At 63.1% G+C, this 13,620-nt stretch carries 14 protein-coding genes; 11 read left to right on the top strand and 3 right to left on the bottom strand.

Translation table 11 applies throughout. The annotated features are described in order from the left end of the window. Positions 1-6: 6 nt before the first annotated feature. Positions 7-639, bottom strand: a complete 633-nt coding sequence (locus ACTIGF_RS01135) for a TetR/AcrR family transcriptional regulator (protein WP_439635118.1) — start codon at positions 637-639, stop codon at positions 7-9. Between the two features lie 96 nt (positions 640-735). Between ACTIGF_RS01135 and ACTIGF_RS01130 the strand changes: the two genes are divergently transcribed. Continuing rightward, positions 736-2,271 (top strand): amidohydrolase family protein, encoded by a 1,536-nt coding sequence (locus ACTIGF_RS01130; RefSeq protein WP_439635117.1) that lies wholly within the window; start codon positions 736-738, stop codon positions 2,269-2,271. Positions 2,272-2,344: 73 nt separating this feature from the next. Here the strand turns inward: ACTIGF_RS01130 and ald are convergent, their stop codons facing one another. Next, positions 2,345-3,463, bottom strand: coding sequence for an alanine dehydrogenase (ald, locus tag ACTIGF_RS01125; protein ID WP_439635116.1), 1,119 nt, complete (start codon positions 3,461-3,463; stop codon positions 2,345-2,347). A 211-nt stretch (positions 3,464-3,674) separates the two neighbouring features. Between ald and ACTIGF_RS01120 the strand changes: the two genes are divergently transcribed. The 7 genes from ACTIGF_RS01120 (at position 3,675) to ACTIGF_RS01090 (ending at position 7,625) form a co-directional block, all read left to right on the top strand. Then, on the top strand, positions 3,675-4,136 hold the full coding sequence (locus ACTIGF_RS01120) for an Lrp/AsnC family transcriptional regulator (protein ID WP_439635115.1): 462 nt from the start codon (positions 3,675-3,677) through the stop codon (positions 4,134-4,136). A gap of 45 nt (positions 4,137-4,181) precedes the next feature. Then, positions 4,182-4,646 (top strand): preQ(1) synthase, encoded by a 465-nt coding sequence (queF, locus tag ACTIGF_RS01115; protein WP_439635114.1) that lies wholly within the window; start codon positions 4,182-4,184, stop codon positions 4,644-4,646. Positions 4,647-4,843: 197 nt separating this feature from the next. Beyond that, positions 4,844-5,749, top strand: coding sequence for an alpha/beta fold hydrolase (locus ACTIGF_RS01110; RefSeq protein ID WP_439635113.1), 906 nt, complete (start codon positions 4,844-4,846; stop codon positions 5,747-5,749). A 2-nt stretch (positions 5,750-5,751) separates the two neighbouring features. Next, complete coding sequence (locus tag ACTIGF_RS01105; RefSeq protein WP_439635112.1) at positions 5,752-6,144, top strand: hypothetical protein; 393 nt, start codon at positions 5,752-5,754, stop codon at positions 6,142-6,144. Beyond that, on the top strand, positions 6,141-6,344 hold the full coding sequence (locus ACTIGF_RS01100; protein WP_107712870.1) for a helix-turn-helix transcriptional regulator: 204 nt from the start codon (positions 6,141-6,143) through the stop codon (positions 6,342-6,344). Before ACTIGF_RS01105 ends, ACTIGF_RS01100 begins: the two co-directional genes overlap by 4 nt. A gap of 250 nt (positions 6,345-6,594) precedes the next feature. Beyond that, on the top strand, positions 6,595-7,104 hold the full coding sequence (locus ACTIGF_RS01095) for a curlin-associated protein (protein ID WP_439635111.1): 510 nt from the start codon (positions 6,595-6,597) through the stop codon (positions 7,102-7,104). 74 nt (positions 7,105-7,178) lie between these two features. After that, positions 7,179-7,625, top strand: a complete 447-nt coding sequence (locus ACTIGF_RS01090; protein WP_439635110.1) for a hypothetical protein — start codon at positions 7,179-7,181, stop codon at positions 7,623-7,625. Here ACTIGF_RS01090 and ACTIGF_RS01085 read toward each other — a convergent pair. Then, positions 7,622-8,194 carry a TIGR00730 family Rossman fold protein gene (locus tag ACTIGF_RS01085; protein ID WP_439635109.1) on the bottom strand — a complete coding sequence of 191 codons (573 nt, stop codon included), beginning with the start codon at positions 8,192-8,194 and terminating at the stop codon, positions 7,622-7,624. The two genes, ACTIGF_RS01090 and ACTIGF_RS01085, sit on opposite strands and share 4 nt — an antisense overlap. A 139-nt stretch (positions 8,195-8,333) precedes the next feature. On the opposite strand from ACTIGF_RS01085, the gene ACTIGF_RS01080 reads away from it, so the two are divergent. The 3 genes from ACTIGF_RS01080 (at position 8,334) to ACTIGF_RS01070 (ending at position 13,527) form a co-directional block, all read left to right on the top strand. Then, entirely contained in the window at positions 8,334-9,341 is a 1,008-nt protein-coding gene (locus ACTIGF_RS01080) for a LysM peptidoglycan-binding domain-containing protein (RefSeq protein WP_439635108.1), read from the top strand. 54 nt (positions 9,342-9,395) lie between these two features. After that, a complete protein-coding gene (locus ACTIGF_RS01075; protein ID WP_439635107.1) occupies positions 9,396-11,228 on the top strand; it encodes an ABCB family ABC transporter ATP-binding protein/permease in 1,833 nt (610 codons plus the stop codon). 94 nt (positions 11,229-11,322) lie between these two features. Next, positions 11,323-13,527 (top strand): patatin-like phospholipase family protein, encoded by a 2,205-nt coding sequence (locus ACTIGF_RS01070; RefSeq protein WP_439635106.1) that lies wholly within the window; start codon positions 11,323-11,325, stop codon positions 13,525-13,527. Positions 13,528-13,620 lie beyond the last annotated feature (93 nt).

Raw genomic sequence — 13,620 nt, 5'->3', positions numbered from 1 at the left:
TCCACCTCACCCCTCCACCTCATGCACGCGCAGCAAGATCGCGCGGATCAGGGCGTCGCGTTCATCCGGGGTGCGCGATGAGAGCTGGAGCGGGCCTTCGGCGCGGCCCGAGATGATCAGCTCGGTCAGGCCATGCACCACCGACCAGGAGGTCATGAGCAAGATCGTGCGAAGGTCGGCGGCCACATCGCCGGGATAGAGCGCGGCGACTTCCCGTTCCAGTTTTCCATACGCGTCAAGCGAGGCGGCTGCGAAGTCAGGATGGCTGCGGTCTGGTTTTTCTGACGCGAACATCAGCTGGAACAGCGCCGGATGCGCTTCGGCGAAGTCCACATACCCAAGCCCTGACGCCACGAACTGATCCACCGCGCCTTGCCCCGCTTGCGCCTGTCTGGCGTTTTGCGTCTCGACAAGTCGTCGATAACCGTCAGCGGCGAGGGCGCTCAACAGCCCCGTCATGTCCTTGAAGTGATGCGCCGGGGCGGCGTGGCTGACATTGGCGCGTTTCGCGGCGGCGCGCAGGGAAAAGCGCTCCAGCCCGTTTTCCGACAACTCGTCTTCAGCGGCCTTCAGGAGAAGGGCGGGCAGATCGCCCTTATGGTACGGCTGCTTCTCGGTCATCGCCATTTCGTCACCCATCTCGATTTCAAACTTGACACTGACAAGATAGCCCGGCTATCGTATCTTGACAATGTAAAGATACAGGGCGTGGTCAGGCGCCCCAAGGAGAATGACATGTTGAAATGGGGCTTGCGGATTCTGGGCGTCTTCGTGCTGCTGAACGTTTTGGGCGCGATCGGGGCGTATGTGGTCATTGATCGTTCAATCGTGGAGATGTTTGGCGGGCGCACGCCGGTCATCGCGCTGGAGCCGTCCCACGAGACGCCCGAGCGCTATGTGCTCGCCAATGTGCGCGTGCTGGAGCCGGGCTCGGAGCGGTTCTCAGAGCCCATGGACGTGGTGATCGAGGCGGGAGTGATCGCCGATATGGGCGCCGGCATGGCGCAACGGGCTGACGCGCCGGTGATGGATGGCGAGGGACGCTATCTGATGCCGGGTTTGACGGATTCCCATGTGCATTTGTGGAACAGCCAGAATGATCTGGCGCTCTATCTGGCCCATGGCGTCACCCAGATTCGCGAAATGCACGGCCAGCCCCATCATCTGGAATGGCGCGACCAGATCGCCGACGGTGATCTGCTGGGCCCGGACATCTTCGTGGTGGCGGCTCAGATCGCGACTTATGATTTCGCCGAAGGCCTGTGGCAGTCCTGGACGTCCAAGCGCAATGTCGCCCGCACGCCTGAAGCCGCCGACCAGATGGTGCGCGATCTGGCGGCAGACGGGTATGACGCCGTCAAGGCCAGCAGTTATCTGAGCCTGAGCGGTTATCAGGCGGCCAGCGCCGCCAGCGAAGCGGTCGGCATCCCGCTGGTGGGCCATGTGCCGGTGGCGGCGCGGCTTGATGATTTGTGGGCGTCCAATCAGAGCGAAGTCGCTCATGTGGAGGAGCTGATCAAAGGGCTCGACCGGGATTTCGGCGGCTATGGCGTCAGCAATGCGGGTGAGTATCTCGACTATGTGCTGGCGCATCGCGACGCCGTTGCCCAGCACATGATCAACAATGAGATTGTTCTGGCGTCGACTCTGGCGCTGGTGTCGAGCTTCGCCCAGCAGAAGACCGATACCGAAGCCGCGCTGGAAACCGCGCCGGTGGGGCTGGTCAATCCAGGCGTCGCCGAAGGCCGCGCCATGGGCTGGCTGCCGGATGTGAACATCTACTCCGTGCCGCAGCAATATCGCTCAGAGGGCTGGCGCGACCGCTATCAGGCCTATTGGACCACCTATGCCGAGGCGCAGCAGCTGATGTTTGAGGCGGCTCTGGCGGCGGGCGTGCCGATGGTGGCGGGAACTGACGCCAATGTCCCGCTCATGGCGCCGGGCTATTCCCTGCACCAGGAGCTCGAAGCGCTGGTGTATGCAGGAATGACGCCCGCTCAGGCGCTGGAATCGGCGACGGCGACGCCGGGGCGCTTCATGGACTGGAATACGGGCCGCGTTCAGCCGGGCTTTCGCGCCAATCTGGTGCTGCTCAACGCCAATCCGCTTGAGGACATCCGCAATACGCGGGCGGTCGAGGCGGTGGTGATGCAGGGCGAAGTCCTCATGCGTGAGGAGCTGGACGCCATGCTGGACGCGGTCGAAGCGGTCAATGACGCGGCGCGAAACACGCCGCTGGATCCGGCCTGGACACAGGCCGCCGCGCAGTAGACGCCTTGCACCGGAACAGAAAAAACCCCGGCTCAATCTGAGCCGGGGTTTTAGTGTCGCGCTGTAAGAGGAGTTACAGCACGGTCAGCCAATCAGGTTTGTTGAACGGCACGCCCAGATCCTCGGCGGCGTCCTTATAGGTGACTTCGCCTTCCGCCACGTTCAGGCCGCGCGCCAGATGGATGTCGTCATTGAGCGCTTGCTTGGCGCCCTTGTCGGCCAGCGCCAGGGTGAAGGGCAGGGTGGCGTTGGTCAGCGCCAGGGTCGAGGTGCGCGCCACGGCGCCGGGCATGTTCGCCACGCAATAGTGCACGATGCCGTCCACGATATAGGTCGGGTCCTGGTGGGTGGTGGCCTTGGAGGTTTCAAAGCAGCCGCCCTGATCGATGGCGATGTCCACGAGAACCGCGCCCTCTTTCATGGTGGAGAGCATGTCGCGGGTGACCAGCTTGGGCGCGGCTGCGCCCGGCACCAGAACCGCGCCGATCACCAGATCGGCTTCGGCGATCTCCTCGGCGATGGCGCCTTGGGTGGAGTAACGCGTCTTCACCTGACCGCGGAAGAACTGGTCGGTTTCCGCCAGCTTCGGCAAGGAGCGGTCGAGCACGGTCACATCCGCACGCAGGCCCAGCGCCATCTCGGCGGCATGGCTGCCGGACACGCCGGCGCCCAGGATCACGACTTTCGCCGGGGTCACGCCCGGCACGCCGCCCATCAACACGCCGCGACCGCCGGCCGCCTTGTGCAAGGCGTTCGCGCCCACATGCACGCTCATCCGGCCCGCCACTTCCGACATCGGACGCAGCAGCGGCAAGCGGCCATTGATGTCGGTCACGGTCTCATAGGCGATGGCGATGCAGCCCGATTTGCGCAGGCCTTCGGTCTGAACAGGATCGGGCGCCAGGTGCAGATAGGTGAACAGGGTGTGGCGCGCGGTCAGCATCGCGGTTTCAGAGGGCTGTGGCTCTTTCACCTTCACGATCAGCTCACCGGCTTCAAACACCGCCGCGGCGTCGGCTAGGATTTCCGCGCCTGCTTCAGTGTACTCCTCGTTGGAGAAGCCCGCGCCATTCCCGGCGCCGTCTTGAATGAAAACCTCATGGCCGTGCGCGACCAGTTCGCGAGCGCCGTTCGGCGTCAGGCCCACCCGGTATTCATGGTTCTTGATCTCGGTCGGAACGCCAATGCGCATAATTCTGCCTCCCGGCTGGCCAGCTCTCGAAGCGAGATCTGGACGGTGTGATTTTGCGCGGAAAATAGGGATTGTGTGCAGCATCCTGCAAGTAAATTTATGATGTTCAAATTATTTTGCGTTTAAGTATGAAATTGCGCCATGATGCGCTGCGTCATTGTGGGTGCGAAGCGCGCCAGCGCGAGAAGTTTCGACGGATTGGGAGCGGGGTATGAAACTGGATGAGATCGACGCCGCCATTCTGGGCGCGCTTCAGCACGATGGGCGGCTGACCAACGCCGATCTTGCGGACCGGGTCGGCCTGTCTCCCTCCGCCTGTCACCGCCGGGTGAAGGCGCTGGAGGCGGAAGGCGTGATCGCAAGCTATGCCGCTTTGCTCAACGCCGACCGGGTGGGGCGGGGCCTGACGGTGATCGTGCTGGTGACGCTCGAAAACCAGAAGCGCGAAACCATGGAAGCCTTTGAAACCGCCGTGGCCGGGATCGAGCATGTGAGCGATTGCTATCTGACCACGGGCGCGGAAGATTATTTCCTGCAGCTGCAAGTGCGTGACGCCAGTGATTATGAGCGGGTGCACCGCGAGCGCCTGTCCGGCCTGCCGGGCGTGGCGCGTCTGGTCTCAAACATCGCCATGCGCACCGTCTTTTCGCGCCGCGCGATGAGCGTGCAATAACGCCCCCCATTGCCGTGCCCGCCTATCAGCGCTAAATGCGCGCCCATGACCGATGAACGCTATTCCAAGCTGGACATGCTGGGCGCCGACGCGAGAGCGGCGGACCGCCCCGAAGACGCGCGTCTTGAGCGGGTGGAGAACCCGTCGCAGGACGCCGACTACATGATCCGTTTCGCCTGTCCGGAATTCACCTCGATCTGTCCGGTGACCGGCCAGCCTGACTTCGCGCATCTCGTGATCGACTATGCGCCCGCGCAATGGATCGTGGAGAGCAAATCGCTCAAGCTCTATCTGCAGAGCTTCCGCAATCATGGCGCCTTCCACGAAGCGTGCACCATGATGATCGGTCAGCGTCTGGTGGATGAACTCAAGCCCAAATGGCTGCGGATCGGCGGCTATTGGTATCCGCGCGGCGGCATCCCGATCGACGTGTTCGGCCAATGGGGCGAGGCGCCGAAAGGGCTATGGATCCCCGATCAGGGCGTGCCCTCTTATCGCGGTCGCGGCTGAAGCAACATTAACATATTGAACTTGAAGCCCTTCCGGCGAGTGCTGGGAGGGCTTTTTTACGCCTGAGCTCGGGCGGAGCATGAGCGCAAACCCGACATTTAGACATGTAGGCTTGGAAAATTGTCAGGTCCTATTGACACATTGGAGAAATGTCAGGTAAACACGACATAACGTCAATTTATCCTGATGGTGTGAACATGAAACCTGTCACTGCCTGCCGTTTCGCCGCTTTCGTTCTAGGCGTTTTTTCAATCTTCCTGTCCCTTCAGGCCTTTGGAGTGTTTCGCGCTGAGGGCGCCGAGCCCTGGAATTCGGACCGTATCATGGTCTCGCAGAGCGGGGATCAGAGCGGCCCGACAGTCGTGTATGTACCGGGGCTGGCGTCACCGTCCGAGGTGTTCGAGCCCTTCGCTCGGTCTGACTGGGACAATCATCTTGTGACTCTGGCCGGTTTTGGCGGGGTCGAACCGCCTGCGGAGCTTGAGCCTTTCGTGGCGCCGGCCAGTCAGGCGATTGCTGAGTATCTCGTGGCGCAGGCTTTGGAAGACGTCGTGCTTGTCGGTCACTCCATGGGCGCGCAGGTCGCGCTTCTGACCGCCGGTTATGCGCCGGATCAGGTGTCTGACGTGATCGTCGTGGATTCCGCCCCGTTCTTTTCCGGTTTGATGCAGCCGGGCGTGACGCCTGAGATGATGGCGCCCCAAGCCGCCGCGATCCGCCAGCAGATGAGCGCAATGCCGCGCGACGCCTATCTGGGCATGATGGCGCAAGGGCTGCGGGTTCAGTCAATGACCTCAGAGGGCCAGGCTCAGGTCATGGCCTGGATCGAACAGGCCGATCAGCGCGCTGTCGCCGCAGCCACAGCGGAGTTGATGGCGACCGATTTCGCCCCGCGACTGTCCGCCGTCCAGGCGCCGGTGACCTTGCTCTACGCCGAGTTTCCTGAAATGGAGCCGGCCGTCATCCGTCAGATGTTCGTCAGCCAGTACGAAGGTCGGGTGGATCTTGAGGCGCGCGGCGTCGCCGACTCGCGTCACTTTATCATGCTGGACCAGCCAGAGCGCTTCGCCGAAGAAGTGGCTCGTGTGGTTGTAGGAGACTGATCATGAAAATGACCCCTGCCGCCCAAACATATCTGCAGCGCATGCTGGTGATCTTCACGCTCTACACAGTCTTACTGTTTGGCGCGGTGTGGACCGACAACCATTTCGAACTCGCCCAGCCTGTCCGGATCATTCTCAGCCTGTTGCCTGTCCTGCCAGTTCTCGCCTGCATCGTCACCATCATCGCCTTTGTCCGTGCGATGGACGAAGTGCAGGCCCGCATCGTTCTGGAATCCGCTCTGATCGGCGCGATCCTGGTGGCGGTGGCGAGCTTTACCTATGGCATGTTGCGCGGGGTGACAGACTGGCCGGGCATTCTCGAAGTCTGGTACTTGCCCGCCTTTATCGGGATCAGCGGCTTCGCCCAGGTCTTTGTGAAGAGGCGCTACCAGTGAAGAACCGCATCCGAGTGCTGCGCGCGGAACGGCGCTGGTCCCAGGCGGAGCTGGGCGACCGGGTCGGCGTGTCGCGCCAGGCGATCAATGCGGTGGAGACGTCCAAGCACGATCCCTCCCTCTCGCTGGCCTTCAAGATCGCCGAAGCCTTCGACGCCCGGATCGAGGATGTGTTCGATCCTCATGGCGAACCGGATTGAAGGCGCTCACTTTTCTGGTGTTCTCCTTCGCCTCCGCTCAGTCGATCCTCGCTGACGCTGCGAGCGGCCTTTGGCCTTGCGAACCCTGAGGGCTTGAAACCCTGCCTTGAAACCGCCTTGGTGATGAAAAGTGTGTTCAGCTTAATCAATTGAAGCTGAACACACTTTTCCGCATCGGTTCATGCGCGGTGCGCCAGTCTCTGTTTCGACGCGGACGATGATGTCCGTGGATGCACACTGGAGACTGCACATGATTACTCGCACCCTTCTGGCCGCCGGTCTCAGCCTGGCCTGCCTCACCTTCGCACCGAACGCGGAGGCGCAATCGCGCAATTCCATCGAGATCACCCAGTCCGGCCACGCCAACGAGCTGGCGGCGCGGGTGGACGGCTATCGCAACCGGTTAAATCTCGAACAGCGCGGCGTGCGCCAGTTTATCTCGACCCTTCAAGAGGGCGCCCGGAATGGCGCGCAAGTGTCCCAATATGGCGCAGGCAATGAGGCGGGCCTCAACCAGCAAGGACGCCGCAATCGCATCGTAATGGGCCAGGAAGGCCGGTTTAACGAGGCGTTCAGCTCGCAGTCCGGCATCGGCAATGTGGTGGGCGTCGCCCAGATCGGGTCAGACCATCAGGCGGTCACCCATCAAGAAGGCTCCAACAACGCCCTGGGCGTGATCCAGATCGGTCGCGGCCAGTTCACCGACATCCACCAAACCGGTTCAGGCAATGTGACCCTGGTTATCCAGGGCGGCTTTTAGGTCGGCATGCACAGGGCTCACAAGGCGGTCGGCGTCTGGCGCCGACCGCTTATCCCGGACACAGGAGAATGATTATGCGTATTCTGGCGGCCGTGATGGCCACGACAGCCTGCATTGGATCAGCGGCGGCTTGCGCGCATGCGCAGTCGGAGATTTCAAGCGTCAGGACGGAGCCTCGCTCGACGGCTTTATGCGCCCTGACAAGCCGGGAGAGCCTGGCAGGGCGCGAGCTGGTGGCGGACGCCGCCTCTGATCTCGCCGGACGCTGGGAGCTGCAACTGGGCGGTCCGGCGCTTTCGCTTCAGCAATCGGGCGTGCTGGAGCCTGGGCAAGGCGGGTATCAAACCCTGGCGCGAATCCAGCTGAGCGGTCCCGCTTCCGGGCCCGTCTCGCTGGATGACCTTCAGCCCGGCCAAACCGTCACGAGTGCTGACGCCGGGCCGCTCTTCGGCGCCCTGACGATCGTTGACGTCGAGGGACGGATTGTGTGTTCAGCGCAGTGGGAGGACGCGTATCGCTAGAGCGCTTGCGGTGCGGTCTGGGCTGGCTCACGTTCGCACAGCTCGCGCAGGCGCTCGATCCCGGCTTCGGGCGTGGGATGAAAGCTGATCGTCCTGATCACATCATCTTGAGCGAAGCCGGCGTCGACCACGCGCAGCAGCAGGGTTTCCAGCGGTTCCCAGAACTCCGCGTCCACAAAGACGGCGGGTTTGTCGTGCCGGCCCAGCTGGCGCAGCATGATCATGTCGAAGATTTCTTCAAGCGTGCCGGCGCCGCCGGGCAGGACGAGAAAGGCGTCGGCCTCTTCAACCATGATGGCTTTGCGTGCAGCGAGAGTCGCCGTGATCCGAGGCTCCACGCCCTCTTGCAGGCCTTCCGTCGGGATCAGGAATTCAGGAATGACCCCCAGGACTTCGCCTCCTTCAGCCATGGCGGCGCGCGCCATGCGGCCCATCAGCCCCGCTTCGGCGCCGCCATAAACCAGTCGCAGTCCCGCACGCGCTATGGCGCGCCCTGTGGCTTCGGCCATGTCTGAAAAGCGCGGATCCGCACCGTCATTGGACCCGCAAAATACGCATATGCTCCGCATTTTCGCCTCACATAGAATACACATTGTCTGCAAACGCGGATTGAAACGTTCAGACGAGACGTTCAGCATTACCAAGACGGCGCATCCGGCGCGAGGCTTGCATAACAGTGACGGATGTCAGTACGCGAGGAGTACGCCCATGGCCGCAACGCGGTCCTTTCTGATTGCAACAGCTCTGCTGATCGTTGCGGTTGCGGCGGCGGCGGTCTTCATCGTGATGCGTCCCGGTCCCGGCGCCATCAGCGCGCCGGAAACGCCGGCCATCTCCGAACAGGATGAAGGGCTTGCGCAATCCAGTCAGGAAACGGCTGCGCTCATTCCGCCGACCTTTGACATCGTGCGCGTGGATCCACGCGGCACCGCCGTGGTCGCCGGTCGCGGCGCACCGGGCGCCAGCGTCGTGTTGATGGTGGGCGAGGAAGAAATCTCCCGCGTTGAAATCGACAGCGCCGGTGAATGGGTGATGATCGTCGACCGTCCTTTGCCGGCCGGCTCGGTCGAGTTGTCATTGTTGATGGAAACGCCGGCGGGGCAGGAAATTCGCTCAGATCAGGTGGTGGTCGTCTCCGTGCCTGAGGGCCGCGATGAAACCCCTCTGGTGGTTCTGGGCCGTCCGGGCGAAGCCAGCCGTGTCTTGCAAGGTCCGTTTGACGGCGTGTCGGTGGGACCGCTGTCTCTCTCCACTGTGGATTATGACGATAGCGGCGCCGTGATTTTCTCTGGACGCGCCGTGCCGGGTACGGATGTGCGTGTGCTGGCGGATGGCGAGGAAGTGGGCCGTGTCACCACGGATGACGCCGGCCGCTGGGTGATCCGCGCCGGAACCGCCTTTGCGCCGGGCGTCTATGACCTTCAGGTGGATCAGCTTGATGAGGACGGCCGGGTCACGGCCGTGATCGTGCTGCCGTTTGAACGCGCCGCGCCGGAAGCTGCGCGCGCTGCGCAACAGGCGGGCCGGGTGATCGTTCAGCCGGGCAACTCGCTGTGGCGGATCGCGCGCCGGCTATATGGCGAGGGCTTGCAATACACGGTCATCTACGAAGCCAATCGCGACCAGATCCGCGACCCCAATCTGATTTATCCCGGCCAGGTGTTCTCGGCGCCTGAAGAGGATGGTCAGAACGGGTCATCCGGGGAGCCGGGATAATAAGGCGCCGGTCCGGCATGGCGCCGGGCTGGGCTTCGCCCTAAATAGGGCGTCATGCATCATCATGACCCTGCCAATCCCACCGAAGGCCCCGCACCCGAAGGCCGTCTGGGCGAGGCGATCTCGCGCCTTCTCACCATTCTGGCCTCTGACGCCATGCGGCGCTGGCGCCCGCGCATGGCGTTCGCCTTTCTGATCACCTTGATCGCCAAGGGGTTCGCGGTCGCGTCTCCGATTGCTTTCGGTGAGGGCGTGAATGTGTTGACCCGCGGAGCCGCGGACGGCGCTCTGGCGACGGGTCTGTTTGGCGCGGCGGCTGTGATGTTCGTCGCCTATGGCCTGTTGCGCTTCGCCGCCAGCGGAACCCCGCAATTGCGCGACGCGATCTTCGCTCCGGTCAGTCAGGACGCTCAGCGTCTGACCGCGGTGCAGGGCTTTGCGCATGTGCAGACGCTCTCCCTGAGCTTTCATCAGACCAAGCGCACCGGCGCCATGAACCGCATCATTGATCGCGGAGCCAACGCTGTGGATTTCCTGCTGCGCTTCCTGGTCTTCAACATCCTGCCGGCGCTGGCCGAACTGCTGCTCGCCGCCATTGTGGCGGCGGTGCTCTATGGTTGGATCTTCTCCGTCATCATCGTCATCGCCGTGATCGCTTACGCGGTGACCACCGGATTGATGACGGAATGGCGCGTGAAGCTGCGCCGTCAGATGAACGAGGCGGACACAGAGGTGAACGCCCGCGCCGTGGACACCCTCACAAACTTTGAAACCGTGAAGGCCTTCGCCGCGGAGCAGCGCGAGGCGGACCGCTATGACGACGCCAAGAAGCGCTATGCCGACGCCGCGTCAAAGTCCCAGCAAAGCCTGGCGGGCCTGAATGCGGCGCAGGCCGCAATCATGAATGGCGGCTTGCTCGCTGTGGCGCTGACCGGCGGCTGGATGGCGCTGAATGGTGAGCTTGAGCCCGGCGATGTGGCGGCTTTGACCCTGATGCTGATGAATGTCTATCAACCGCTGAACATTCTGGGCTGGGCCTATCGCGAGATCAAACAGGCGAGCGTGGATCTCGAACGCCTGTTCCAGACCTTGCGGCTCAAGCCTGAAGTGGCGGACAAGCCCGGCGCCGCGGCGCTGGCGCTGAAGGGCGGCGGCGTGCGCTTTGACCATGTCAGCTTCGCTCATGACGGGCGCGACCGGTCTGTGTCTGATGTCAGCTTTGAGATTGCGCCGGGCAGCTTTGTCGGGCTCGCCGGGCCATCGGGTGCGGGCAAGTCCACGCTGTTGCGTCTTCTGTTCCGCTTCTATGACCCGGATGAAGGCCGGGTGCTGATTGATGGCCAAGACATCGCCAATGTCAGCCAGTCGAGTCTGCGCAATGCGCTGGGCCTGGTGCCCCAGGATGTGGTCCTGTTTAACGACACGCTGCGCGAGAACATTCTCTACGGTCACCCGCAGGCGGATGAAGAGGCGTTGTGGGATGCGATTGAGCGCGCGCGCCTGAAAGACTTCGTGCTGTCTCTGCCCAAAGGCCTGGAGACGCGGGTGGGCGAGCGCGGCCTGAAACTGTCTGGCGGCGAGAAACAGCGCGTCGGCGTCGCGCGGGCGATCTTGAAAAACCCACCCATCCTCATTCTGGACGAAGCCACGTCGGCGCTGGATTCAGAAACCGAGAGCGAGGTTCAGGCCGCTTTGGCCGAAGCGGCGCGCGGCCGCACCACCATCGCTGTGGCGCACAGGCTGTCCACCATCGCCAAGGCCGACCAGATCATTGTTCTGGAAGACGGACATGTGACCGAACAGGGCGATCACGCCGCCTTGCTGGAGGCGGACGGGCGCTACGCCGCCATGTGGCGGCGTCAGGCGGAGGCCGGTGAGCTGGCGTGATGTGCGTTGTTTTCGGCAGGCCGTGTTTTCGCCGAATTCATGCATAAGAACCCCTCTGCCTGTCGGGACGCAGGCTGGACCGGGGACGCACAGAATGAACACCACCGCAGTTTTGAGCGCGGCGATCAGCGCGCTGTCGCTCGCGTTCACCGCAATGCCTGCCGCCCGAGCCTGTGATCACGATGACGCGGACGGCCTGGATGTCGCGCTTGTGCTGAGCGGCGGCGGAGCGCTGGCCAGCACGCATATCGGCGCCCTGAAAGTCATCGAGGAGATGGGCGTTCCCATCCATTGCGTCGTCGGCACGTCCATGGGCGCGGTGGTGGGCGGTTTGTACGCCGCCGGCTATTCCGCCCAGGAGCTGGAAGACGTCTTTGTCTATACCGACTGGCCAGAGGTGTTCAGCGGTCGTCCCCCGCGCGAAGACCAGTCCTATCTTCAGTCCGAACGCGCATCCGAGTATCTGACCGGCGCCTTGATCGGCCTGGGAGAAAACGGGGCGAGGCTGCCCGGCGGCATGCGCTCCATGCGCGGTCTGCGCCAGCATTTTCGCAGCCTGACCTTTCATGTGCCCCTGGACGCGGATTTTGACGCGCTCGACACGCCCTATCGCGCCGTGGTGACGGATTTCTCGACCGGCGACGCGGTCGCGTTGTCGTCCGGCGATCTGGTGCAATCCATGCTGGCCAGCATGGCGGTGCCGGGCGCGTTTCGCCCCCGCGAGATTGACGGCGTCCTGTATGTGGACGGCGGCATGGCGGCGCAATTGCCGGTGCGTCAGGCGCGTGAGATGGGCGCGGACATCATCATCGCCATCGACACCAGCGTCGAACCGCCTGCGCCGGGCGAGGCGCCGTCCATGTCCGAGACCTTGCAGCAATTGATCCGGGTGACGGTCTGGCGCAACCGGCAAGCAGATGTGGCCCGGCTGACCGAGGACGACGTCCTGATCACCCCGTCTCTGGAAGGCTTGTCGACCACGGCGTTTGATCAGGCCGTCCATGGCGTCTCCAATGGCGCACGCGCTGCGCAAGACCATCTGGACGCGCTGCGCGAGATTGCGCGGATCGCCGCGCCTTCGCGGCGACAGATCGCGCCGCGTCCGGACATGTCACAGTATGCAGAGGCTGACATTCGGGTGGTCAACAACACCACCATTGATGACGAGGTGCTGAGCGCACGCGCCAATCTGGAGCGCGCCCTGCAAGGCGATGACGCCCAGTTGCCGAGGCGGTTGAATGCGCTGACGGCGTTCGGCGCTTTGGGCGAGGCGGATCTGGCGCGCGATGAGAGCGGGCTGGTGCTGATGGTGGATGAGCGCGATATCGGGCGCAGTCACCTTCAGGGCGGGGTGCGCATGTCCAATACGTTCGAGGGCGAATCCACCTTTTCGGTCCTGGCGCGATATTCACGCCAGCCGTTTTCGCATCGCGGCGGGGATTTCAGCCTGTCTGTGGAGCTGGGCACCACGAACGGGCTGGAAGCGGTGCTCCAGCAGCCCTTCGGCGAGGCCGGGCGATATTTCTATGAACCGAGCCTTTATTATGAAGGTGAGGAGACGCCCCTGAGAATTGGCGATTTGAATCTGGGCGAGTTCTGGGACCAGAAGGCCGGCGCCCGGATGCGGCTGGGGCGGGAGCTGGGCGACTGGGGCATGGCTTATGTGGGCGGTGAAGTGCGTCGCGGGCGAACCGAGGCCAAAGTGACGCTGCTGCCCGACCTGCAGCCTGTGGTCTATACGCTGGCGGGTGTTGGGGGCGGTGTCCGCGTCGATACGCTTGACCAGTTGAGCTGGCCGACACGCGGCATGGCGCTGAGCGCAGAGGCGTATCAGCTGTACAGCCTGGGAGATGACGCGTCCGATACGGTCCAGCTGTCAGCGTCGGGTCTCTATGTCTATGAACTGGGCGAGATGCTGCTGCTCACCAGCGTGAGAGGCGGACAGGTCCGCAATGACAATGATGATCCGGTGGACCTGATTTCTCTGGGTGGTTTCCGTTCCATCTCCGCCTACGGGCAAAACGCCATTCCGACCAATGCCTATGTCTATGGGTCCGTGGAAGCGTATCAGCGACTGGACCGCACCGGCGCCGTTTTCAATGTGCCGGTCTATGCGGGCGTGCTGCTGGAAGCGGCGCATGTGGAGCTGGATTTCCTGGCCGCAGGTGAGGCGGGCGCCACATATTCGGGCGCGCTCTATCTGGGCGTGGACACCGTGCTGGGCCCGGTCATTCTGGGCGGGGCGATCGGAGAGGAAGGCTCAGGCGGCGTGTTCTTGCATGTGGGCAGTTCCTTTTAACGCCCGTTAACGCCTAACACTTTCGATAATTGATATGCGACGATCTGCCTAATGGGACGCCCGGGCCAAGGGCGCGACACTCTTGCGACAGGA

The organism is Oceanicaulis sp. (genome assembly GCF_051859625.1).
GTDB lineage: Bacteria > Pseudomonadota > Alphaproteobacteria > Caulobacterales > Maricaulaceae > Oceanicaulis.
This window is presented reverse-complemented; position numbering and strand designations above follow the sequence as displayed.